Origin of the sequence: Pannonibacter anstelovis (assembly GCF_036881715.1) — a bacterium.
Lineage (GTDB): Bacteria > Pseudomonadota > Alphaproteobacteria > Rhizobiales > Stappiaceae > Pannonibacter > Pannonibacter anstelovis.
This window is the reverse complement of record NZ_JBAKBF010000002.1, coordinates 18,958-41,543: the sequence shown is the minus strand read 5'-3', so window position 1 is coordinate 41,543 and position 22,586 is coordinate 18,958. Positions and strand designations below refer to the sequence as shown.

Genomic DNA, 22,586 nt, shown 5'->3' with positions numbered 1-22,586 from the left:
TCCCCTCAGGCTGCACGCGTGGTGCGCTTCTCGATGCGCTTTTCAAAAGTGCCGGCGATGATGCGGTCAACGAAGATGCCGGGGGTGTGGATCTGATCCGGATCCAGCTCGCCCACCTCGACGATTTCCTCGACTTCCACCAGCGTCTTCTTCCCGGCCGTGGCCATCATCGGATTGAAGTTGCGCGCGGTCTTGCGGTAGATGAGGTTGCCTTCCTTGTCGGCCTTCCAGGCCTTGACGAGGGAAACATCGGCGACGAGCCCGGTCTCCAGAATGTAGGTCTCGCCGTTGAACTCCTTGTGCTCCTTGCCCTCGGCAATCAGCGTGCCGACGCCGGTCTTGGTGTAGAAGCCCGGAATGCCTGCACCACCCGCACGGATGCGCTCGGCCAGGGTGCCCTGAGGATTGAACTCCAGCTCCAGTTCGCCATTGAGATACTGGCGCTCGAAGGTAGCATTCTCGCCCACGTAGGAGGAGATCATCTTACGGATCTGGCGGGTCTGCAGCAGCAGGCCGAGGCCGAAGTCATCCACGCCCGCATTGTTGGAAATGGCCGTAATATCCTTCGTGCCGCTGTCGCGCAGGGCAGTGATGAGATTTTCCGGGATACCGCAGAGGCCGAAACCGCCGGCCATGATGGTCATTCCGTCAAACACAAGCCCCTCGAGGGCGGCCTTTGCGTTCGGGTACACCTTGTTCATCGTTGTCTCCTCAAGTCTGGCCATGGCCCTCAAGCCCTGCCTGGCACAGCATCCGCGCGCTCACGGCAGTCCTCCCGCAGCCCCGGCCGCACCGGACAGCCCGGTCCGGCCCTCTGGCCAGGTTGCAACGCAACAAGACTAAGATTTTCGGCAGGCGTCAACTGGCAGAAAGGCTGGCGCGGCTTTTCTCATGCCATCAATCGGGTGAAAGCAATGAAGATTCCGGGAAGCAGTGGATCCGGATAGAAGGCGTAGAGCCTATTCATCCGCCCCGGAGAATGGCCTCGTCTCAGAGCGCAGACGGCGGGCAATGCGCTTCAACCGCCGCAGGGCAAGATAGGCGCTGCCAGCAGTCGTGAGTGCCCGCTCAAAAGACAGTGTCTCGACTGGATCTCCACCGAAGCGCTGCTTGTAGAACTGGACGCCCGCACCAAAGCACAGCTCGTTGTAGCCTGAGGCTTCCGCCCATTCGATCAGCTTGGCAAAGAGGACCAGCCCTGGCGAGAACCGGTGCCATTTTGCATCCCCCATGGAGATGAGCGTCGCACTGACCATGCTGTTGTGGCACAGAACGCAGATCGCCCCGGCGATTTCACCATCCAGCGCCTGCAGGGCAAATACCTCGAGGGGCCCTTCCAGCAGGTCATCATAATAGCGCCCTTGCGAGGCATCCTGCTCCAGCAGATTGGCCCAGCCCTTTTCCTCAAAGCGCAGGGCCCTCTGGCGGCGCAATTCCCGCAAGAAGCCAGCCTTCTGCTCCACGCCACCGGCCTGTACGAAGCTTACACCCTCGGCCTGCAGCTTGCGGTACTTGCCCCGCGCCTCCTTGTAGACTGACTTCTTGCGCCAGCCACCGGAGCCATAGCCGCCTTCGAGGTCCAGAACATATGTTGGTTCGGCTTCCGGCCGGCGCAGCACATGAAACAGCGGGTTGGGAAAGCCACTGATGCGCGGCGGCATCTTGGCGAAGCGGATCAGGTCCACATCCTGCAGTGCCTCGTCGATCAACGGCCAGATGGCTCCCCCCTCAAAGGGTTGGAACGGTGCTTCGCTGGCAAGCACGGGCGCGCAGAGGTCGGCCAGATCAAAGTCCGGCATGCCACCGATCCGCAACGGGCCCCGGCGCGTGACCATAAGCGGAACAAGCATACGCGGAAGGCCGGTCACCCCATCCAAAACTTCCAGAAGGCGCATCTGCGCGCCCGAGGATGCCGCAACATGACGGTTGAGAGCGTCGAGCACGTCGGCGCGTTGAAATGCCGTGGCAATGGCATTGCCCGGCAGGGAGGCAAACAGGCGCCCAAGCAGAGGCCGGGTGACATCTCCATGGAGAATGCCACGGACACCGCTTGCTGCCTCGACAGCAGCCGAGCCCAATACCCGCGGCTCCGCAGAAACGCTCTCCACCCGGAACTCCTGATACGCAAACACAAGAAACAGGCCGGATCCCATACAGCGGACCGGATGCGCAGCAGATTAGGGAAGAAATCTAAAGCAACCCTTCATGCACCGGACATTTCAGCACAATTTCAGGCCGCAACTGGAGCGCAGCTCACACCAGCGGTTCAGCCGGTCGGGCGGAGTTCCTTTTCCGGGCGGATTTTCAACCGCCGGCCGCGATCGCCCGGCGCTGGTCACGCTCGCGCTGCATTTCGCTGCGCCTTGTCATAATGGAGGTGGCAATGACGACCACCGTGACAATAGCCACCAGAATGGTGCAGACCGCGTTGATCTCAGGCGTCACCCCGAGGCGGACCTGCGAATAGATCTTCATCGGCAGGGTCGTGGCGCCGGGTCCGGTCGTGAAGCTGGCGATCACCAGATCGTCCAGCGACAGGGTGAAGGCCAGCATCCATCCGGCAATCACACCCGGCAGGATCAGCGGCAGGGTGATGACGAAGAACGTCCGCGCCGGCGGACAGCCGAGGTCCTGTGCCGCCTCTTCCAGCGAGCGGTCGAAGCCAACAAGACGGGACTGAACCACCACCGCCACATAACAGGCGGCAAACGTGGTGTGGGCAAGCATGATGGTCCAGAAGCCACGCGCCTGATCGATGGCGACGAAGAGCAGCAGCAGCGACAGGCCAAGGATGACTTCCGGCATCACGAGCGGAGCGAAGATCATGCCCGAAAACAGCGTACGGCCGGGAAAGCGGCCGAAGCGCACCAGAACAAGGGCTGCCAGCGTGCCGACAATGGTGGCCAAGGTGGCGGAGAGGAGCGCCACCCGCAAGGTCACACCCGCAGCATCGAGAAGCTGCTGATTGTTCATCAGCTCCGCGTACCACTTGGTCGAAAACCCGCCCCACACAGTCACAAGGCGTGACTCGTTGAAGGAGAAGATCACCAGAATGACGATTGGCAGGTAGAGGAAGGAGAACCCCAGAACCAGCGACGTGACGTTGAACCAGGAGGGACCGTTTCTCATGCCGCCGTCTCCGATGCCTTCTGCTGCTGACGCTGGAACAGCACGATGGGGATGACCAGGATGAGCAGCAGCACGACTGCAACAGCAGATGCCACAGGCCAGTCCCGGTTGTTGAAGAACTCCAGCCACAGGGTCTTGCCGATCATCAGCGTTTCCGAGCCGCCCAGCAGATCGGGGATGACGAACTCACCCACCGCCGGAATGAAGACGAGGAAACAGCCTGCGATCACGCCCGGCAAAGACAGCGGGAAAGTAATCCGCCAGAAGGCTTTCCATGGCGGGCAGCCCAGATCCTGCGCAGCCTCCAGCAAGCTTTCATCCAGCTTTTCAAGGCTCGCATAAAGTGGCAGCACCAGGAACGGCAGATAGGAATAGACGATACCGATATAAACGGCCGTATTGGTGTTCAGAATATTGAGCGGCTGATCAATGATGCTCACCGACAGCAGCAACTGGTTAAGCAGGCCCTCGTTCTTCAGAATGCCGATCCAGGCGTAGACGCGGATCAGGAACGAGGTCCAGAACGGCAGGATCACCAGCATCAACAGCGTTGGCCGCCAGGACTTCGGGCTCCGGGCCATGCCATAGGCGATGGGATAGCCAACAAGCAGCGTGATGAAGGTCGAGACTGCTGCGATTGATACGCTGGACAGATAGGACCGCCAGTAAAGATCGTCCTCTGTCAGCCAGACATAATTGTCGAAGCTGAACCCGGACAGCGTGTCCTTGAAACCCTCCCAACCCGCAGACCAGTCAAAGACCGGCGCATAGGGCGGAATGGAAACCGCGACTTCCGAAAGGGAAATCTTGAAGACGATGAAGAAAGGCGTGAGGAAGAACAGCATGAGCCAGGCATAGGGCACGCTGATGACCAGCCATTTCCCCAGCTTGCCCTTGATTTTTTCAAGACCGGTTTCTTCCATCGTCCCCGTCCCTTCCCGGAAGCTGTGCTGCAAAGTCACGAGGCTGCAGCGGCCCTGACGGCCCAAGACAAAAGTCTTTGCCCTGGCCTCAATGCGTGAGGATTACCCCTGCATCCCGTTCCCAGGACAAGACAACCTTGTCATCCCAGCCGATCGGCCGCTCGACAAGACGGGTACGGTTAGTCACGGTGGAGCGCATGGTCATGTTCTCCCCCGCCCGCGAGTGATAGACAGACATGTCGCCGAGATAGGCGATATCCCACACCTCTGCCGCAACCTTGTTGACGGCGCCCGGCTCCTGCGTGCCGTGCTCGATGGTGATCTTTTCGGGACGCACCGCATACCAGACGGTTTCCCCGACCGCTGCACCGGTCTCCTGCAGCGTATCGATGGTGAAGCCGCCATGATCGCCGCTGACGGACAGTTTCGTCCCGCTCTCGCTGCGCTCTGCCACCGTGGCTTCGATCAGGTTGATGTCACCGATGAAATCCGCAACGAAGCGGCTGTTCGGCGTCTCGTAGATTTCTGCCGGGGTCGCCACCTGGATGATCTTGCCCGCGTCCATGACGGCGATACGGTCGGCCATCGTCATGGCCTCTTCCTGATCATGCGTGACGACGAGGAAGGTCATCTTCAGCTCTTCCTGAAGGGTCATCAGCTCGAACTGGGTCTCCTCGCGCAGCTTGCGGTCCAGCGCGCCCAGCGGCTCGTCCAGCAGCAGCACCTTCGGCCGCTTGGCAAGCGAACGGGCGAGCGCGACACGCTGGCGCTGGCCGCCGGAAAGCTGATGCGGCTTGCGCTTGCCGAATCTCTCCAGTTTGGTCAGGCGCAGCATTTCCTGCACACGCGCCTCCATATCTGCCTTGCCCATGCCGTCCTGCTTGAGGCCGAAGGCAATATTGGCCTCCACGCTCATGTGCGGGAACAGCGCATAGGACTGGAACATCATGTTGACCGGGCGCCGGTGCGGAGGCACGCCCGCAAGGCTCTGCCCGTCCAGCAGGATTTCGCCTTCGGTTGGTGTCTCGAAACCGGCCAGCATGCGCATCATCGTCGTCTTGCCGCAGCCAGACCCCCCGAGCAGGGCGAAAAACTCGCGCTCGTAGATCTTCAGGCTGAGGTTATCGACGGCTGTAAAATCACCGAAGCGTTTGGTGACATTGCGGAACTCGATGAACGGGACCGACTGGGGATTTTCCCAGGGTGCAAAGGACCGCCGTACCGGCCCGATCGGTTTCTTGGCCAAATTCCACCCCCAACGCTACCGGAATTGTCCAGCGTCCCACCCCTTGGGATGCCTGATGGTACCCGGCGCAGTTTCGCGCTGCGCCGGGTACGGAGTTCGGATCAGCTGCCGCTCTTGACCTTGGTCCAGACGCGGTTCTGAATGCGGTTCACCTTCGCATCCTTGGTGGACACGGTGTAGAGCTTCTGGATCGTCTCTGCATCCGGGTAGATGGCGGTGTCTTCCAGGACTTCCTTGTTCAGCAGCGGCTGGCTGTCCTTGTTGCCGTTTGCATAGAACACATAGTTCGAGGCCTTGGCGATCACTTCCGGACGCATGATGTAGTTGAGGAATTCATGCGCTTCGGCAACGTTCTTGGCATCCGCCGGGATCGCCATGTTGTCGAACCACATCAGCGCACCTTCCTTCGGGATGACATACTGCACGGTCACGCCATTGTTGGCCTCGGCAGCGCGGTCACGGGCCTGCAGGATGTCACCCGACCAGCCCACGGCGATGCAAGCGTCACCATTGGCAAGCGCGTTGATGTACTCCGAGGAATGGAACTTGGTGATGTAGGGCTTGATCGACATCAGCAGCTCGCCGGCCTTCTCGATATCGTCCGGGTTGTTGCTGTCCGGCTCAAGGCCGAGATAGTTCAGAGCGGCCGGAATGATTTCTTCCGGCGTGTCGAGCACGAAGATGCCGCAGTCGGCGAACTTGGAGATCACCTCCGGCTTGAACACCATGTCCCAGCTGCCGACCGGAGCGTCAGGCATGCGCTCCTTGATCTTCTCGACGTTGTAGCCGATACCGGTGGTGCCCCACATGTAGTTGATGGCATGCTCGTTGCCCGGGTCATACTTGGTCAGGCGCTCGGAAATCTCCGGCCACATGTGCACGAGATTCGGCAGCTTGGACTTGTCCAGCTTCTGGAACACGCCGGCCTGGATCTGGCGGCCGAGGAAGGTGCCCGTCGGCACAACGATGTCGTAGCCGGTGCCGCCTGCCAGCAGCTTGGTCTCGACCGTCTCGTTGCTGTCGAAGACGTCGTAGACGACCTTGATGCCGGTCTCCTTGGTGAAGTCGGTAAGGATCGATTCGTCGATATAATCCGACCAGTTGTAGACATTCACCACGCGCTCCTGCGCGGTAGCAGTACCCGCCAGGATGGCGGTGAGCGCGACACCCGAAAGAATGGCCTTCAACATCTGTTCCGTCTCCACTGATTGCAGCGGGCCTGCGCCCGGTTTTTCTCGCATAGCCGCCGTACCGGAGGCGAGGCCGCGACCGGGCCAGCGTCTATGCCATTGCCCTTGAGACTAGAAGCGAAATCTCAAAGGCTCAACAGCTTGATAGCCCTCTGGCGATCATTTTTGCGGCAACCCCCGCCTTCCCTTTCAGCACGGTTGCACGTCACAAATATGTCTGCCGCTCCAGGCTGGAAATCTCGCGGCCAAAAGCGTTGAGTTCCTCTCGCTTGATGTCGGTCAGAACCTTGTGCATGTGGTCGCCTACAGCCTCCTTCATCCGGGCGGAGGCTTCAAAGGCATCGATTGCCTCGTCCATCCAGGGCGTCAGGCGCTTGTAGCCTTTTTCATAGGCGTTGCCCTCGACCGGAGGTGGGGGCATCACCCCGGCGCTGATGCCGTCCAGCATGCCCGCAATGACGCCGGTCAGCACCAGATAGGGGTTGGCATCGGCCCCCGCGATCCGGTGTTCGATGCGCGAAGCCGCCGGCTTGCTGGCCGGGACCCGCAGCGCAACCGAACGGTTGTCGTAGCCCCAGCAGATCGATGTCGGCGCATAGGAGCCTGGCTGCATGCGGCGGAAACCGTTGAAGGTCGAAATATAAAGCAGCAGCGACTGGGGCATGGTGTCGAGCAGCCCCGCAATGGCATGCTGAAGCCGGTTCTCTCCCTCCACCGGATCGGCGAAGATATTGCCCAGTTCGTTTTCCAGCGACACATGCACATGCATGCCGTTGCCGGGCCAGTCCACAAAGGGCTTGGCCATGAATGAAGCCTTGAGATTATGCTTGCGGGCAACGCCAGCCACCAGCCGGCGCAGCAGCACCGCATCATCTGCCGCCATCAGCGCATCGCGCCGGTGATGCAGGTTGAGTTCGAACTGGCCGGGCGCCGCTTCAGACACCGCCGCATCGGCCGGGATGTCCTGCATTTCCGCTCCACGCCGGATTTCATCCACCAGCGTCATCAGCGATTCAAGATCCGACAAGGCGTACATGTTCTGCCGGGCCGGACCGAGATGAGTCGCGAAGACCGGCTTGGGCGGGCCGCTCCAGTCGCCTTCGCTTTCCTCAAAGAGATAGAACTCAAGCTCGAAGGCCGCCGTTGCGGACAAGCCATGGCTGGCCAGCTTGCCGTTCATGCGGTCCAGCACATGGCGCGGATCGATGAGGAAGGGTTTCCCCTCGCGGTCATACATGTGCATCAGCACCTGTGCCGTCTTGCGGGCGGCCCAGGGTACCAGCGTCAGCGTGCGGGCAATGGGCCAGCACACGCCGTCCATATCGCCCGTCTCGATGTGAAGGCCGGTTTCCTCCACCTCGCGCCCCCAGACATCCACGCCGAACAGCGCGAAAGGCAGCGCCACGCCTTCTTCAAAGACCTTTCGGATGGCCGTACCGGGCAGCCACTTGCCGCGCAGCACGCCATTGGTATCAGGCAGGATCACCTCGAAGGTGTCGATGTCCGGATGCTCAGCCAGAAAGCGCTCCAGCACCTCCTCCCAACCCTCATCCTCCGGGCGCACCCAGGTCTGGCGGGGAATCGTATGCATGATGGCTCTCCTTCCGGCGTCAGCGGTGTCCGCCCGGCCTCATGGCCCGCAGTTGCACCACGACGCAAATTGTGATCACGTTGTAGAAAGACTGTCAAGGCACCTGCCCAAACGGCAAGCATGCCTGCCAGAAATGCAAGACCGAAAGGGCCAGCCGCAATGGCGAAGACCGGAGCCTCGAACGACCCCCCACCAGCAGGTGCGCCAGAACAACGCTTCCAGGAGCAGAACCAGGAAAAAAGCGCCGAGCGTGGCGTGGCGCGCGGCCATGTGGACCGCAGCATCCGCCATGCGCTGCTGACCGGGCGCTTCATCCCCGGAAAGGCCGTCACCCTGCGCGGCCTCGCTGCCGAGCTGGGCGTCAGCCCCATGCCCGTGCGCGAGGTCATCCAGCGGCTGGCCGCCGAGAATGCTCTGTCGATCCGTGCCAGCGGCCGGGTGCAGGTGCCGGACATGACGCCCGCACGCTTTGACGAGATCCTGCGCGCCCGGCTGCTGCTGGAGCCGGAACTGGCCAGCCGCGCCCTTCCAGCCCTTGGAAAGGCTGACGCAAAGGACCTTGAAGACATTGACACCCAGATGGATGCCAGCATCGCCAGCGGTGACGCAGAGGGCTACATGCGGCTCAACCATGCCTTCCACTTCCGCATCTATTCCGCCGCCCGCTCCACGGTGCTGCTGCCGCTGGTGGAAAGCCTGTGGCTGCAGTTCGCTCCTTTCATGCGCACCGTCTATGGCCGCCTTGGAACGGCAGTACTTGTGGACCATCACAAGGAGGCCATAGCCGCCATCCGCCAGCGCAATGGCGAAGCCCTCACCGCGGCCATTGCCGCCGACATCCAGGATGGAATGGACTTCATAGAACAGGCCTAAGGATGCGCCAGACACCCGGGGCTCACAGAAAACAGTTGACCGGACGCGTTTGTGATCACAAAATCAGGAAAACTGGGCGAACGAGGATGCAGCTCATCAACCGGCAAGAGGAACCGGGAAACTGCATCTGCTTGACGGAACGCCATCCGGGCGCAAGATGCCTGCGCCCGGTGCCGCAATGCGGCATGAGCCAATCCGGGCTGACCCCGATATGCAGGAGCCCAGCGTGAGCAAGAAGAAGAAAGCCCAGCCCGTGATGAGCCCGCGTGGCGTGACTGATATGTCGGCGGCCCAGACCTGGCTTGCCGAACGTGGCATCGAAGACATCGAATGCATTGCCCCGGATCTTGCAGGCGTTGCCCGCGGCAAGATGATGCCGACCGAGAAGTTCCTCACCGGCCCGGTGATGACGATGCCCTCATCGATCTTCGCTCAAACCATTTCCGGTGACTACCCGGAAGACGATGACCGTTTCCAGCACAATCCCATCGACGGCGACCTCTATTTCCGCCCCGACTATTCGACGCTGACCACCGTGCCGTGGGAAACTGATCCGACGGCGCAGCTCATCCACGATGCCTACACCCGTGACGGCATTCCGGTGGAGACGGCACCGCGCAACGTGCTCAAGCGTGTTCTGAGCCTCTATGAGGAAAAGGGCTGGCAGCCGGTGATCGCACCGGAGATCGAATTTTATCTGGTGCGCCCCAACACCGACCCCGACTATCCGCTGGAGCCGCCGACCGGCCGCTCGGGCCGCCCGGAGGCCGGGCGCCAGTCCTATTCCATCTCGGCGCTGAATGAGTTCGATGATCTCATCGACGATATCTATGACCTGTCGGAAAAGCAGGGGCTGGAGATTGATACGCTGATCCACGAAGAAGGCGCTGCGCAGATGGAGATCAACCTGCGCCATGGCCATCCTCTGGAACTGGCGGACCAGGTGTTCCTGTTCAAGCGCACCATCCGTGAAGCAGCGCTGCGGCATGACATGTATGCCACCTTTATGGCCAAGCCCATGTCGAACCAGCCGGGTTCCGCCATGCACATTCACCAGTCTGTGACGGATATGGAGACAGGCCGCAACATCTTCTCCAACGAGGACGGTGAAGCCACCAACGAGTTCCTGTCCTTCATCGCCGGCCACCAGGAGTATCTGCCGCATGTAACGTGCCTCATGGCCCCTTACGTGAACTCCTACCGCCGCTTCTCCCGCAACACGGCGGCGCCGGTCAATGTTTACTGGGGCTACGACAACCGCACGGTCGGCCTGCGCGTGCCCTACTCCAAGCCGGATGCGCGCCGGCTTGAAAACCGGGTGCCGGGTTCGGATGTGAACCCCTATCTCGCCATCGCGGCATCGCTCGCCTGCGGTTATCTCGGCATCGAGGGCAAGCTGCAGCCGGATGAGCCGCGCATGTCCGATGCCAGCAACATCCAGCAGTCCCTGCCGCGCGGACTGATCGAGGCGGTGACGCTTTTCGAGGAATGCGAGGAACTCACCGAGGTCTTCGGGGAAAAGTTCGTCGCCACCTACCGGGCAATCAAGCAGGAAGAGTTTGAAACCTTCATGTCCGTGATCAGCCCCTGGGAGCGGGAATACCTCCTGCTCAATGTCTGAAATCCCGCCGGGCAAGGGCGCAACTCCAGCCCCTGCCCGGCCATAACGCCTGACGGAGCCTGAAATGACCGGTGTATCAAACCGCTACCCGACCGCAGAGCTGCGTGCCCTTGATGCGGCACATCATTTCCATCCCTTTACGGATACGCTCCAGCTCAACGCGGAAGGCAGCCGGGTGATCACCAATGCCAAGGGCGTGTGGCTGACCGATTCCGATGGCAATCGCATTCTGGACGGCATGGCCGGCCTTTGGTGCGCCCAGATCGGCCATGGCCGCGAGGAAGTGGCGGAAGCCGTCTACAAGCAGATGCTGGAGCTGCCCTACTACAACACCTTCTTCAAGACGACCCATCCGCCGGTTATCGCTCTTTCAGAAAAACTGGCCGAGATCTCTCCGCCGCAGTTCAACCGCACCTTTTTCTGCTCCTCGGGCTCCGAGGCCAACGACACCGTATTCCGCATGGTCCGCTTCTACTGGGACCAGATGGGCAAGCCGGAGAAGAAGGTCATCATCGGCCGCTGGAACGGCTATCACGGCTCGACGCTGGCAGGCACGAGCCTGGGCGGCATGAAGGCCATGCACGAGCAGGGCGACCTGCCGGTGCCGGGTGTGCGCCACATCGACCAGCCCTACTGGTTCGGTGAGGGCGGCGACATGTCTCCGGAGGACTTCGGCATCGCCGTAGCCCGCCAGCTTGAGCGTGCCATCGACGAGATTGGCGAGGACAAGGTGGCCGCTTTCATCGCCGAGCCCATTCAGGGCGCAGGCGGCGTCATCATTCCGCCCTCGACCTACTGGCCGGAAATCGCCCGCATCCTGAAGGAGCGCGATATCCTCTTTGTCGCGGACGAGGTGATCTGCGGCTTTGGCCGCCTCGGCAAGTGGTTCGGCTCCGAGTATTTCGGCATCGAGCCGGACCTGATGCCCATCGCAAAGGGCCTGACTTCCGGCTACCTGCCCATGGGCGGTGTGCTGGTGTCGGACAAGGTGGCAGAAGGCGTCATCGGCAAGGGCGGCGAGTTCTATCACGGCTACACCTACTCCGGTCACCCTGCCTGTGCGGCCGCGGCTCTGGTCAATCTTGAGATCATCCAGCGCGAGAAGCTTGTGGAGCGGGTGGCCAATGACATCGGCCCCTACCTGCAGGCCCGCTGGCGTGCGCTTGGCGATCATCCGCTGGTGGGCGAAGCCCGCATGACAGGTCTTGTCGGCGCGCTCGAGCTGGTGCCGGAAAAGGGCAACCGCAAGAAGGCCTTTGCCGATACGGGCACCGTTGGCACTCTCTGCCGCGACATTTCCTTCGGCAACGGGCTGATCATGCGCGCGGTGCGCGACAGCATGATCATCTCGCCGCCGCTGGTTATCAGCCACGACGAGGCCGATCAGCTTGTTGCCATAGCCCGCAAGACGCTGGACGATACCTGGGCTGAACTCAAGCGCCAGGGAAAGGTCGCCGCCTGAAGTGAGGCTGCATTTCAGAACCAGACAGGCCCCCGCAGGCGAGCGCTTGCGGGGGCCTTCTTATCTTCCCGGCTCCTTGCCTAGCTCATGCCATAAAACCGGGCGAACATAATCTGCCGCTGCGTGACCGCCATCACAGTGGAACAACACGGCTGCGGCTACGTTGTCACCATGAGCTGCAGGCAAAGCTGCCGGTCCGGGCCATCCGGAAAGGCAGAACACGCCGGAGAAGGAGGGCTTGCCATGTTGAACAGAACAGTCAGGATCGCATCCGCGTCACTTCTGTCGGCCGCTGTTGTGCTTGCCGCCGTGTCCACGGCAGAGGCAGGCAGGCGCCACCGCCACCATGGCTGGGAAACCGGCGCGGCTGTTGTTGGCGGACTTGCCGCAGGTGCCCTCATCGGCTCGGCTCTCGCCGCTCCGCGCTACCCCGCGCCTGTTTATGTGGCCCCGCCCCCGCCGCCTGTTTACTACCGTCAGCCGGCACCGGTCTATTACCGCCCGGCTCCCTGGAGTCCTGCCTGGTATCAGTACTGCTCGGCGCGCTACCGCTCGTTTGACCCAAGAACCGGCTATTTCCTCAGCTATTCGGGCCGCTACGTGTTCTGCCAGTAAGCGTCCGGCATTTCCGGCACGCAAGCGCTGCCTGGATTAGCCCTCGTCCTCCGGGATGGGGGCTTGTTTTTGACGACGGCCAGCTCTCATGACTGACCGCCCGGTGAAGCTCTATAGGCCCCGCGCACGGCGCTTTCCAGCGCCTGCAGAAAGCGGGAGCGGTCCTGGCGGGAAAACGACGGGCCGCTTTCGCGGATCTCGCCAATCTCGCGCAAATGCGTCTTCAGGTCCCGGATGGCCAGCGCCAGCCCCACATCGCGGAAAGGCTTGCCGGAGGGCCCAAGAACGCTGGCTCCCGCCTTGACGCAACGCGCTGCCAGCGGCACATCCGCCGTCACCACCACATCGCCGGGGCCCGCACGCTCCGCAATCCAGTCATCGGCAACATCCAGCCCCTCGGACACCACCACACGCTCTACCAGTTCGCTCACCGGCAAGCGCATGAAAGCGTTGGAGACAAAGATCATGCGCAGATTGTGCCGCTCCCCGACGCGCACCACCTCGTCCTTCACTGGGCAGGCGTCGGCGTCGATGTAGATGACCGTCATGCAGGTGCCTTTCCTGAGCCCAGGTAGGCCAGAATGCCTTCAGCTGCCGCCATTCCCGTTGCAAAGCAGGCCTGCAGAAGGTAGCCGCCCGTGGGCGCCTCCCAGTCCAGCATCTCACCGGCCGCAAAAACGCCCGGCCTCTGACGCAGCATCAGGCCGTCATCCAGTGCATCAAGGCGTATGCCACCGGCCGTCGAAATCGCCCGCTCCATGCCGCTGGTGTCCGTCAGCTTCAGCTTTACCTGCTTGATAGCGGCGGCAAGGGCCTCTGGAGAACTATCTTGAGGCGTCATGGATTCGCGCAGGAGAGCCACTTCCACGGGCAACAGTCCTGCAGCCTTGCGCAGGAAGGTGGAAAGCGATTGCTTGGCCCGCGGTCTTGAGAGACGGCTGGTGAGCGTTGCCACGTCCATGTCCGGGCGCAGGTCAATGGAGAGCACGGCCTGTCCTTCGCTGACGATTGTCTCACGAAGATGAGCAGACAGGGCATAGACCGCGCCGCCTTCAATGCCGGTGCGGCTGATCATCGCCTCACCGCGCTGGCGGACATCTTGGTGAGCCAGTTCGATGCGCTTCAGCGGCTGACCAGCAAACCGCTCAGCAAAGAACGGCGACCAGCCGCAAAGGAAACCGCAATTGGATGGGCGCAGCGGCGCCACATCCACACCCCAGCCCTCCACCACGGAGAGCCAGTCGCCGCGCGAGCCAAGGCGGGGCCAGCTGCCGCCGCCCAGCGCCAGAAGCGTGGCGCGCGCGGGCAGAACCTCCAGCGAGCCGTCCTGAGCACGGAAAAGGTTGCGGCCCTCGTCGTCCTGCCCCTCCCAGGTCTGACGCAGCCGGAACGTAACACCTTGTGTCTCCAGCCGGGCCAACCAGGCTCGCAGCAAGGGCGAGGCCTTCATCGCCTTCGGAAACACACGGCCGCTGGAGCCAACAAAGGTTTCCTGCCCCAGATTTTCTGCAAAGCGGCGCAGGGTCTGAGGATCAAAGCGGTGGATCAAGGGCTCAAGAAAGGGACGGCGGCTGCCGTAGCGTTCTAGAAAGATCCCGATGTCTTCGGAATGTGTCAGATTAAGCCCGCCGCGGCCTGCCAGCAGAAACTTTCGCGCAGGCGAAGCCATACGATCAAGGACCGTAACTTTACTCCCGGCCGCCGAAAGTTTATCCGCAGCCACCAAACCCGCAGGACCAGACCCTACGATCACCACATCCGTCATTTTAACAATTTATCCTGATGTTCCAGGTCTAACTCTTGCCGCACCGCAAAATTTTACGGAAAAGATTCATTTTCCCTTTTGCTTACCCCTAAAAATTTGCAGCAAACAGGATTTTATTAGCAAATAGGGCTGCTTGCTGATGTCAGGAGCCCGAACGGCGGGAATCGGTTTTCGAGTTCATCAGCCCGCCAGAGCCCCGGCCAGATGCATGGAGATTGGATCATGGCAGAGACACAGAAGCTTATTCTTGTTGTCGATGCAGACGTCAAGGTGCTGACGGCGTTTCAGCAGCTGCTTGGCAGCAAGTTTCAGATAGCAACAGCTCGCAGCGGCGTCGAGGCGACTGCCTGGATCGAGCGCAATCCGTCTGTCGCTGTCGTCATTTCCAGTCTCAATCTGCCGGACGTCAACGGCATAGAGTTTCTGAGATCCGTGACGGAACTCGCGCCAGTAGCGGCCCGTATCATGCTGACGGCTGACCGCTCGCTGGAAGTCGCCAGGCGGGCTGTCAATGAGGCAAATGTCCTCATGCATCTGCTGAAACCATGTCCGGCCGACGAGATCGAGAACGCCATCCGCTCCGGACTTGCCTACCACAACCGGGTTCTGAAAGAGAAGAACCTGCTGGAGAAGACACTCTCCGGTTCGGTGAAGCTGCTGATCGATATGCTGGCCCTGTTCCATACGGACGCCTTCCGCAAGACGACCGTCATGCGTCAGCAAGCGCTGAAGGTGGCCAAAGCGCTGGGGCTCAAGAAAATCTGGGAACTGGAGATGGCGGTCATGTTCTCGCCGCTCGGCGAGGCGCTGCTGCCGCGGGAAATCCTTTCCCGCTACCGCTCGGCCAAGACGCTGACCGATCCGCAGCGTGAACTGCTCGCGCGCGCTCCGGAACAAAGCCGGGACCTGCTGCGCAACATTCCGCAGTTCGAGCGGATCGCAGAGGTGCTCTACTATTCAGGCAGAGGCTTTGACGGCTCGGGTTTCCCGACAGATGGACCAACAGGCAAGGACATCCCGCTGCATTCGCGCATTCTGAAGATCCTGATCGATCTATGGTATGCCAGCCCGGACACAGGCGTGGATCTCGCCGCCTTTGAAGCGTTGAATATCAACCGGCGGCAATACGATCCTGCTCTGTTGAAGGTCGTCAGGGCATGCCTGCTGGAAACGGAACAAAGCCTCACCGAGCGCTTCCAGAGCGTCGCTTGCTATATCCGCGCACTGCGCCCCGGCGATGTTCTCATTGATGACATCATCACGGATGGAAGCCATGAACTGGTCCTGTCTCGCGGGCATCAGCTTACGGAAACGACCATTAAGCGCCTGTCGCAATTTGACCGCCTGACCGGTTTGCGGCAGCCAATCCGTGTACAGAGGCAGGAAGTGCTGTTTGCAGATCCTGTCTCCGGTACAACCTCTGCCCCAACGGCCACGGCATCCGACCGCAGTAAAATGCCATCGCAGGGACAGGGGCAGCAGGTTCACGCCCAGATGGATGGCTCTCAGCAGCAGCAGGGACTGGCAGCTGAAACAGAGAACCTTATCGGCTAGGCAGACGGACCCAGTGCCCTCAACTGGAAGCCCGCTGCTTGTCGAGCATCTTGAGGATGCGCACGAACCGGCCAAAGGACTGGATCGTCGCAAAGGCGTAGCCCTTCCAGCCTGCGAAGATGAAGCGCCGCATGATCAGATACTTGACCATCTCGACCGGAAACTCGGTGACAAGACGCAGGCGCAGCAGCAACCCGCTCTTTTTCTTCTGTGTGGCAGCCGCCAGATCTGACGTGTAGTTCAGCTTGGCAATCGCGTGGCCCCAGGTTCGGAACGAGAAGTGATGCTGACGGCCCTTCAGGATGCCGGTGGTGAAGCCTTCATCCACGTCCATGCGGTCGTAGGACGGCTCCAGCCGGATTCGGGCGTGTTTAAGATTGTACAGCCGGGGCACCTTGCGGAAGTCGGCAAAGGGGCGCGGCCGGTCATCGCCTGGCAGCACCATGGTGTTGCGCACCAGATAGCAGGCGTGCTGCGGGTCTCCGTTCCGGAACAGGTCAACGATTTCCTGCCGCAGCTCCGGCGTCACCACTTCATCGGCATCGATGTAGAAGACCCAGTAATTGCGGCACTGCTTTTCACCAAAGCTCCGCTGCGGCCCGAAGCCGGCCCATGGATTGCTGATCACCCGTGCCCCGAAAGACTGGCATATGGCCACCGTGTCATCGGTCGAGCCGGAGTCGATGACGACGATCTCCCGCCCCAGCCCCTGCACGCTCTGTAAAGTGCGGCCGATGCGGTCTCCTTCGTTGAAGCAGCGGATCAGGACGGAGATCGGGGCAGAAACGTCAGACATGCGGCCACCAGACGGGAGAAGCGGGCTTGAAAGCAGGCAGACAGGCGGAAACCGGAAGCTCTGTGTCACGGGCTGCCCGGCTGCGAGGTATTGCGGAAAAGTTTGCCCGGATCAAGCGGGATGGATAAACAGGCTTTTGGCAAGGCAACGCGCATCCAAACCGTTCTTGTAACTGCGAGCAGTAAACGCATGTGGTCTGACAGAACATATCCCGGATCTGCAAAGATGCACCGTTATATTCGCCCCTTGCTGAATTGAGACCTTAACGCACCAATGAACCATCCGATCTCATAAGGTATACGGGCGAACGAAGGTTTGTGAAAACGCCTTTTGACAGGCAGCGGACCAAAAGTTTCAATTGCTGACGGCTGGTGATTTTGTTCTATCGGGGGCGGTGTCAGACCATAGACAGTCAAAGGTGAGTGCCACGGACGACGAAATTCCTGATCAAACGGTATAGACCTTTGCAATTTAAAGCTCAGGAATTTCTGTGCCGCAAGAGGCGTTATCAAATACGCTCCCGCGCCCAACGGCACCTTTCGATACTTAACTAAATGGCGGCCAGAGCCGAGATCTCTCACAACAAAGCTTTTCCTCACCTCAGTCAGCGTAAGCTTCAACATTTCCATGTCATTTGGGGCCGACGCCAAAGCCATTGAAATATAATCTAAGAAGCCACAATATAACTTTATGTCGTCTTCGAGAACTACTGCAGGGCGTTGCCCTTCTGCAATCAACTTCATTACGGCGAGATGGCTGGCATAACAACCAACCTCACCGGCTGTTAGCTCAGCAGCAATTCGCCCGCTCCCATCGAGAAATAATGGCTTGAGCCAATCCGGAATGTCCGTACCGAGAAACGCAGAAAACCTAGTGTAGGCGATACCAAATTCCTTAAGCTGCCCATCAACAAATGCAAGGCGCTTAGCATCTCTATCAAGATTGATAAGATAAATTGGGATATCCATCACCTCTAAAAGCCTCCCCCAAACGCAAACGCAACCGCAACCGCAGACACACTCATAGCAAAAAAGCCTAGACTACAAATTTTTACAAAACCATAGAGAAACTTAGGTAACATTATCCACCTTATCTCTACGTGCAGAGCACGTTTCAGAACGGGTCCTTGCGCAGGCCCGCGTAATAGAGCTTCTTGCGGATGGAGCGCATCAGCTTGCCGAGCTTGCTCTTGGGCCGGGGTGGCATTGTTGGATCCGTGACGTTGCGTTTCTGGCCGATGTGCCGTGCAACACCCGGCAGCAGATAGGCAACGCGCTTGCCATCCTGCTTGATGACGGCCGACATCTTGTCGTGGAAATGCTGGGCGAAGGGCGCATAGGACTCGTACAGCGCCTTGGTGATCAGCCCCGGATTGCTGGACCAGCCGAAAAACTCGGGATGAGCATCGGCACGCATCAGGCGGAGATCAACACCATCCACCGTTAGCGGATCAGACTTCTCCCGGAACTTTTCCTTGATCTCGTCATAAGCGCGCAGCGACACATTGGCGATTTCCGGATGGGTCTCCAGTGCCCGGATCGCGGCTTCCCAGTTGACAGGGCCATCGAACTGCCAGTCATCTTCCAGATGGAAAATATAGGGCGTGGCGGCCGTCGAATAGAGCCTGTCGATGGAGGCCATCAGGCCCATGCGCTCGGGACTGGAGATAACTTCCGCCCAGGGGTAGGTCCGGCGCACTTCATCGATGACGGCGTCATCCCTGGAATCCTCATGGATCAGAAATTTACCGCCTGCGTTGAAGCGGCGGAAGGAGGCAAGCGTCTCGGCCAGCAGATCCAGCCGCCCGCAGCTGGTGACGCAGATCGTGACAGTCCCGGGAATTTCGACCGCAGCAGTCATCGGATTCGCATGCCTCTTTTGCGCATTTGAGGACCTTGCCACCAGAGTTTGCGCAACTGCGTCACCGGGGCAGGAATAAGCCGCAGATAACATTTGGCCAGGTGACTGGCAACAAGCCTGCTCATCCGGCCACTCTGGCTCCTGGAGTATCGCCAGCCGCAAAAATCTTCCGCTGCGGCATTAGCAATTCAGTCAAGCGCCATATTGTCTTACGTTGCGTCAGTAAATATTCGAAAACCCCCATTAATACATCAAATCCATTTACCTAAGCGTAACAGTTTGACAAGTATTCATGCAGATAAGGCGGATTCGAGACTAGAATTCCCGTCATGTATCCAGCGGTGCATCAAAGCACCGCATCACACAGGTGCACGTATGTTTTCATTCTCGATACGCAACAGGCTTTTTCTGCAAACCGGCGCTTTCGTTCTTGGCCTTCTGGCTGTTGCGGCTGTGTGCCTGGTCGATATTCACGACAGCATGCTTTCGGAACGCAAGGAAGCGGTGCGCAGGGTCGTGGAAACTGCTGTCACACAGATCAATGGTTTCCACGCAGCTGCCCAAAAAGGCGAAATCACCGCTGAAGAGGCAAAGGCCCGCGCTGCGGACCTGATCCACACCGCCCGGTTTGACGGCAACAACTACCTCTTTGTCTATGACTTCGACGGCAACACGGTGCTGCATGGGATACGTGCAGATCTAGAGGGCAAGTATCGCCTGAATGAAACCGATGCAACCGGCAACCAGTTCATTCGCCAGCAAATCGCCAATGCAAAGGCCGGTGGCGGTTACACGTCTTACTATTTTGCCAAGCCAGGTGACGAGTCCAAGACCCCTTATGAGAAGATCTCCTACGACGCCCCTTTCACGCCCTGGAACTGGGTGGTTTCGACAGGTGTTTATGTTGATGACATCGACGAGGCCTTCCAGAACCGGCTTTGGTATCTGGGCACGCTGATCGCTCTTATCATTGCCGCGCTTTGCGCTGTCGCCTTGTTCTTCTCGCGCTCAATCACCGCACCGTTGTCCGGCCTGTCGCAGGATGTGCGTGCCATGGCGGACGGAAATCTGGAGGTGCAGGTCTCAACCGCAGGCCGGACAGACGAAATCGGCATCATTGCCACCAGCGTGCTCTACATGCGTGACCGCATGCGTGACGCCCGCCGCCTGGCGGGCGAACAGGCTGCGCGTGAAGAGACAGAGCGTGCAACCCTTGCCCGCCGCGAGCATCTGGCGCAGGATTTCGTGACACGCATGCAGGCCCTTTCGGCGAGCTTTGCCCAATCCTCCGGCGAAGTGGCTGACTCTGCCAGAAACCTGTCTCTGACCGCGGAACAGACCTCGAAACAGGCCCAGACCGTGGCTGCTGCAGCAGAACAGGCGGCCGCCAACGTGCAGACAGTGGCTGCTTCTTCCGAAGAAATGGCTGCATCCGTGCATGAGATCAACGGACAGGTCTCCCATTCCGCGCAGGTCGCCGACAAGGCCTACGAAGAGGCCCAGGCCTCCAGCAGCCGCATCAGCACGCTGGCTTCGGCTGCGGCAGCTATTGGTGATGTGATCAACCTCATCAAGGGCATCGCCGATCAGACCAACCTGTTGGCACTGAACGCCACCATCGAGGCCGCCCGCGCAGGCGAAGCCGGTAAGGGCTTCGCCGTTGTGGCGGCCGAGGTGAAACAGCTGGCCGACCAAACCGCCAAGGCGACCGACGAAATCGGCTCCAAGGTGAGCGAAATCCAGCAGGCGACGGAAGGCACCATCCAGTCCATGGACGAAATCGTGCGCGTCATCACAAGTATCAAGGAGATAGCCTCGTCCATCGCCGGCGCGGTGGAGCAGCAGGGTGCCGCAACGTCGGAAATCGCCCGGAACTGCCAGCAGGCCGCCTCCGGCACCACTGAAGTGACCGAGAACATCTCCCGCGTCGGCGAAGCTGCCGAACTGACCGGGTCTTCCTCCCATGCGCTGCTGAACCTTTCCAGCGGCCTGTCTTCGCAGGCCGGAGAATTGCGGCAGGTGGTGGAAACATTCGTGCGTGAATTCGCTGCAGCCTGACCATCAGCTCACACACAGAGAATAAAAGGCCGGACCCGTCAGGGTCCGGCCTCAGAACTTTCGGCAACACTTTAAGTAATTTTTACGTTACGGAATGACGCTCTTATCGGGTCATTTGATGACAGGCGTATGACCTGCGGAGCACTCAGGTACATTTTTTGCGAGCAATCAGATGCTGGCTGTGTCCGGCACTCCCCCAAACAGACGAGGCAAAAGCCGCTGGCCATGCGGCGCGGGACCGGCATATGTTACGTTAAAGTCAATTGAGGCTTTGCCCCGTGACAGAGAGGGACATCCGCGGCCTTGAGCTGCCGGATGCCAGTGGAGGATCCCGGAATGACAGCGGCAATCGTTGGATGGGCGCACCTGCCTTTTGGGCGGCACGCGGAGGAAACCGTAGAGAGCATGATCGTCAAGGTGGCCGTTGATGCCATCAGCGACGCTGGACTTGAGCCGAAGGATATCGGCGAGATCTATCTCGGTCATTTCAACGGGGGCTTTTCGCCCCAGGACTTCACCGCCTCGCTGGTGCTGCAAGCGGACCCGGCCTTGCGCTTCACCCCGGCGACGCGCGTGGAGAACGCCTGCGCAACCGGCAGCACGGCGGTTCACATGGGCGTACGCGCCATCAGTGCGGGCGCAGCGCGTTTCGTACTGGTCGTGGGTGTCGAGCAGATGACCACGACGCCGGGACCGGAGATTGGCCGCAACCTGCTCAAAGCCTCCTATCTTGCTGAAGAAGGTGACGTTCAAGGCGGCTTTGCTGGTGTCTTCGGCAAGATTGCAGAAGCCTATTTCCAGCGCCACGGTGATCAGTCGGACGCACTCGCCCGCATTGCCGCCAAGAACCACAAGAACGGTGTCAACAACCCTTACGCCCAGATGCGCAAGGACCTCGGCTACGAATTCTGCCGCAACGAAGGCGAGAAGAACCCCTTCGTGGCAGGCCCGCTGAAGCGCACGGACTGCTCGCTCGTCTCGGACGGCGCTGCCGCGCTGGTGCTGACGGATACGGCCACTGCTCTTGGCATGAAGAAGGCCGTCGCCTTCCGTTCGCTCGCACATGTGCAGGACTTTCTGCCCATGTCCAAGCGCGACATCCTGAAGTTTGATGGTTGCCGCCACGCCTGGGGGCAGGCTCTGACGCAGGCGCGGATGGGACTGGAGGATCTCTCCTTTGTGGAAACCCACGACTGCTTCACGATCGCCGAACTGATCGAATACGAGGCCATGGGTCTTGCGCCGGAAGGCCAAGGCGCGCGTGCCATCCTTGAGGGCTGGACCGAAATGGACGGCAAGCTGCCGGTCAACCCGTCCGGCGGCCTGAAGGCCAAGGGCCATCCGATTGGCGCCACGGGCGTGTCCATGCACGTGCTCACAGCCATGCAGCTGACAGGGGAAGCTGGCGGCATTCAGGTGAAGAATGCGGAAGTCGGCGGCATCTTCAACATGGGCGGCGCGGCTGTCGCCAACTATGTGTCGATCCTGCAGGCGCTGAAGTGATTTGAAGCTGTCTTCGGGCCGGAGCAGAGGCTCTGGCCCGAAGACGTGTCAGCTCAAGAAGAGAGCTTCATCAGCACCATGCCGCTGATGATGAGAAGCGCTGCCGCCACACGCGCAGGCGAGATCACCTCGCCAAGCATGATGATGCCGAGTAAAAAGGCGCCCACAGCACCAATGCCAGTCCAGATGGTGTAAGCCGTGCCAAGCGGCAGATCGCGCATGGCAAGCGTTAGCAGCGCGAAGGAGCCGATCATGCCAGCGATCATGACAAGGGTTGGAACAGGCCTTGTGAAACCGTCTGACAGCTTCATCGCATAGGCCCAGACGACTTCGAAAATTCCGGCAGCAAGCAGATAAATCCAGGACATATTGACCTCGTGGCGGGCCGTCCCGGAATGCT

General features: G+C 60.2%; 20 protein-coding genes. 7 read left to right on the top strand and 13 right to left on the bottom strand.

Annotated elements, in window-relative coordinates; translation table 11 throughout:
- Positions 1-5: 5 nt before the first annotated feature.
- From V6L75_RS03025 to V6L75_RS02995, 7 genes are all read right to left on the bottom strand, one after another.
- Positions 6-701 (bottom strand): CoA transferase subunit A, encoded by a 696-nt coding sequence (locus tag V6L75_RS03025; RefSeq protein ID WP_334250054.1) that lies wholly within the window; start codon positions 699-701, stop codon positions 6-8.
- A 258-nt stretch (positions 702-959) separates the two neighbouring features.
- The gene (locus tag V6L75_RS03020) at positions 960-2,108 is read right to left on the bottom strand and encodes a GNAT family N-acetyltransferase (protein WP_334250053.1); all 1,149 of its coding nucleotides are present in this window, start codon (positions 2,106-2,108) and stop codon (positions 960-962) included.
- A gap of 196 nt (positions 2,109-2,304) precedes the next feature.
- Complete coding sequence (locus V6L75_RS03015) at positions 2,305-3,129, bottom strand: ABC transporter permease (protein ID WP_334250052.1); 825 nt, start codon at positions 3,127-3,129, stop codon at positions 2,305-2,307.
- Positions 3,126-4,052: an ABC transporter permease subunit gene (locus tag V6L75_RS03010; RefSeq protein ID WP_334250051.1), complete on the bottom strand. Its 927-nt coding sequence runs from the start codon at positions 4,050-4,052 to the stop codon at positions 3,126-3,128. The genes V6L75_RS03015 and V6L75_RS03010 overlap by 4 nt, the downstream gene beginning before the upstream one ends.
- Before the next feature lie 88 nt (positions 4,053-4,140).
- A complete protein-coding gene (locus V6L75_RS03005) occupies positions 4,141-5,298 on the bottom strand; it encodes an ABC transporter ATP-binding protein (protein WP_334250050.1) in 1,158 nt (385 codons plus the stop codon).
- A gap of 101 nt (positions 5,299-5,399) precedes the next feature.
- Positions 5,400-6,488 (bottom strand): polyamine ABC transporter substrate-binding protein, encoded by a 1,089-nt coding sequence (locus V6L75_RS03000; protein ID WP_334250049.1) that lies wholly within the window; start codon positions 6,486-6,488, stop codon positions 5,400-5,402.
- 205 nt (positions 6,489-6,693) lie between these two features.
- Positions 6,694-8,079, bottom strand: a complete 1,386-nt coding sequence (locus V6L75_RS02995; protein ID WP_334250048.1) for a glutamine synthetase family protein — start codon at positions 8,077-8,079, stop codon at positions 6,694-6,696.
- Between the two features lie 159 nt (positions 8,080-8,238).
- On the opposite strand from V6L75_RS02995, the gene V6L75_RS02990 reads away from it, so the two are divergent.
- From V6L75_RS02990 to V6L75_RS02975, 4 genes are all read left to right on the top strand, one after another.
- Positions 8,239-8,952, top strand: coding sequence for a GntR family transcriptional regulator (locus V6L75_RS02990; RefSeq protein WP_334250047.1), 714 nt, complete (start codon positions 8,239-8,241; stop codon positions 8,950-8,952).
- 211 nt (positions 8,953-9,163) lie between these two features.
- The gene (locus V6L75_RS02985; RefSeq protein WP_425498661.1) at positions 9,164-10,573 is read left to right on the top strand and encodes a glutamine synthetase family protein; all 1,410 of its coding nucleotides are present in this window, start codon (positions 9,164-9,166) and stop codon (positions 10,571-10,573) included.
- Between the two features lie 64 nt (positions 10,574-10,637).
- On the top strand, positions 10,638-12,035 hold the full coding sequence (locus tag V6L75_RS02980; RefSeq protein WP_334250046.1) for an aspartate aminotransferase family protein: 1,398 nt from the start codon (positions 10,638-10,640) through the stop codon (positions 12,033-12,035).
- A gap of 246 nt (positions 12,036-12,281) precedes the next feature.
- On the top strand, positions 12,282-12,650 hold the full coding sequence (locus V6L75_RS02975; RefSeq protein WP_334250467.1) for a BA14K family protein: 369 nt from the start codon (positions 12,282-12,284) through the stop codon (positions 12,648-12,650).
- Positions 12,651-12,736: 86 nt separating this feature from the next.
- On the opposite strand, the gene V6L75_RS02970 is transcribed toward V6L75_RS02975, so the two are convergent.
- Both V6L75_RS02970 and V6L75_RS02965 read right to left on the bottom strand, forming a co-directional pair.
- The gene (locus V6L75_RS02970) at positions 12,737-13,198 is read right to left on the bottom strand and encodes a YaiI/YqxD family protein (protein WP_334250045.1); all 462 of its coding nucleotides are present in this window, start codon (positions 13,196-13,198) and stop codon (positions 12,737-12,739) included.
- Positions 13,195-14,415 carry a BaiN/RdsA family NAD(P)/FAD-dependent oxidoreductase gene (locus V6L75_RS02965; RefSeq protein ID WP_334250044.1) on the bottom strand — a complete coding sequence of 407 codons (1,221 nt, stop codon included), beginning with the start codon at positions 14,413-14,415 and terminating at the stop codon, positions 13,195-13,197. Before V6L75_RS02965 ends, V6L75_RS02970 begins: the two co-directional genes overlap by 4 nt.
- A gap of 222 nt (positions 14,416-14,637) precedes the next feature.
- Here V6L75_RS02965 and V6L75_RS02960 point away from each other — a divergent pair, with 222 nt between their 5' ends.
- Positions 14,638-15,969: an HD domain-containing phosphohydrolase gene (locus V6L75_RS02960; RefSeq protein WP_334250043.1), complete on the top strand. Its 1,332-nt coding sequence runs from the start codon at positions 14,638-14,640 to the stop codon at positions 15,967-15,969.
- 19 nt (positions 15,970-15,988) lie between these two features.
- Here the strand turns inward: V6L75_RS02960 and V6L75_RS02955 are convergent, their stop codons facing one another.
- The 3 genes from V6L75_RS02955 to V6L75_RS02945 form a co-directional block, all read right to left on the bottom strand.
- A complete protein-coding gene (locus tag V6L75_RS02955; RefSeq protein ID WP_334250042.1) occupies positions 15,989-16,765 on the bottom strand; it encodes a glycosyltransferase family 2 protein in 777 nt (258 codons plus the stop codon).
- Positions 16,766-16,998: 233 nt separating this feature from the next.
- Positions 16,999-17,733, bottom strand: coding sequence for a glycosyltransferase family 25 protein (locus V6L75_RS02950; RefSeq protein ID WP_334250041.1), 735 nt, complete (start codon positions 17,731-17,733; stop codon positions 16,999-17,001).
- 145 nt (positions 17,734-17,878) lie between these two features.
- Positions 17,879-18,625 carry a glycosyltransferase family 2 protein gene (locus V6L75_RS02945; RefSeq protein ID WP_334250040.1) on the bottom strand — a complete coding sequence of 249 codons (747 nt, stop codon included), beginning with the start codon at positions 18,623-18,625 and terminating at the stop codon, positions 17,879-17,881.
- A 375-nt stretch (positions 18,626-19,000) separates the two neighbouring features.
- Between V6L75_RS02945 and V6L75_RS02940 the strand changes: the two genes are divergently transcribed.
- The gene (locus V6L75_RS02940) at positions 19,001-20,683 is read left to right on the top strand and encodes a methyl-accepting chemotaxis protein (protein WP_334250039.1); all 1,683 of its coding nucleotides are present in this window, start codon (positions 19,001-19,003) and stop codon (positions 20,681-20,683) included.
- A gap of 336 nt (positions 20,684-21,019) precedes the next feature.
- Positions 21,020-22,186, top strand: coding sequence for an acetyl-CoA acetyltransferase (locus V6L75_RS02935; RefSeq protein ID WP_334250038.1), 1,167 nt, complete (start codon positions 21,020-21,022; stop codon positions 22,184-22,186).
- Between the two features lie 53 nt (positions 22,187-22,239).
- On the opposite strand, the gene V6L75_RS02930 is transcribed toward V6L75_RS02935, so the two are convergent.
- Entirely contained in the window at positions 22,240-22,554 is a 315-nt protein-coding gene (locus V6L75_RS02930; protein ID WP_334250037.1) for a DMT family transporter, read from the bottom strand.
- Positions 22,555-22,586: the final 32 nt, after the last annotated feature.

Coding starts and splice junctions, on each gene's coding strand:
- V6L75_RS03015 (WP_334250052.1), bottom strand. CDS start 3,129: ATGAGAAACGGTCCCTCCTGGTTCAACGTCACGTCGCTGGTTCTGGGG.
- V6L75_RS03000 (WP_334250049.1), bottom strand. CDS start 6,488: ATGTTGAAGGCCATTCTTTCGGGTGTCGCGCTCACCGCCATCCTGGCG.
- V6L75_RS02930 (WP_334250037.1), bottom strand. CDS start 22,554: ATGTCCTGGATTTATCTGCTTGCTGCCGGAATTTTCGAAGTCGTCTGG.
- V6L75_RS02955 (WP_334250042.1), bottom strand. CDS start 16,765: ATGTCTGACGTTTCTGCCCCGATCTCCGTCCTGATCCGCTGCTTCAAC.
- V6L75_RS02990 (WP_334250047.1), top strand. CDS start 8,239: ATGGCGAAGACCGGAGCCTCGAACGACCCCCCACCAGCAGGTGCGCCA.
- V6L75_RS03010 (WP_334250051.1), bottom strand. CDS start 4,052: ATGGAAGAAACCGGTCTTGAAAAAATCAAGGGCAAGCTGGGGAAATGG.
- V6L75_RS02935 (WP_334250038.1), top strand. CDS start 21,020: ATGACAGCGGCAATCGTTGGATGGGCGCACCTGCCTTTTGGGCGGCAC.
- V6L75_RS02985 (WP_425498661.1), top strand. CDS start 9,164: ATGCAGGAGCCCAGCGTGAGCAAGAAGAAGAAAGCCCAGCCCGTGATG.
- V6L75_RS02980 (WP_334250046.1), top strand. CDS start 10,638: ATGACCGGTGTATCAAACCGCTACCCGACCGCAGAGCTGCGTGCCCTT.
- V6L75_RS02995 (WP_334250048.1), bottom strand. CDS start 8,079: ATGCATACGATTCCCCGCCAGACCTGGGTGCGCCCGGAGGATGAGGGT.
- V6L75_RS02945 (WP_334250040.1), bottom strand. CDS start 18,625: ATGACTGCTGCGGTCGAAATTCCCGGGACTGTCACGATCTGCGTCACC.
- V6L75_RS02970 (WP_334250045.1), bottom strand. CDS start 13,198: ATGACGGTCATCTACATCGACGCCGACGCCTGCCCAGTGAAGGACGAG.
- V6L75_RS02940 (WP_334250039.1), top strand. CDS start 19,001: ATGTTTTCATTCTCGATACGCAACAGGCTTTTTCTGCAAACCGGCGCT.
- V6L75_RS02960 (WP_334250043.1), top strand. CDS start 14,638: ATGGCAGAGACACAGAAGCTTATTCTTGTTGTCGATGCAGACGTCAAG.
- V6L75_RS02965 (WP_334250044.1), bottom strand. CDS start 14,415: ATGACGGATGTGGTGATCGTAGGGTCTGGTCCTGCGGGTTTGGTGGCT.
- V6L75_RS03025 (WP_334250054.1), bottom strand. CDS start 701: ATGAACAAGGTGTACCCGAACGCAAAGGCCGCCCTCGAGGGGCTTGTG.
- V6L75_RS02950 (WP_334250041.1), bottom strand. CDS start 17,733: ATGGATATCCCAATTTATCTTATCAATCTTGATAGAGATGCTAAGCGC.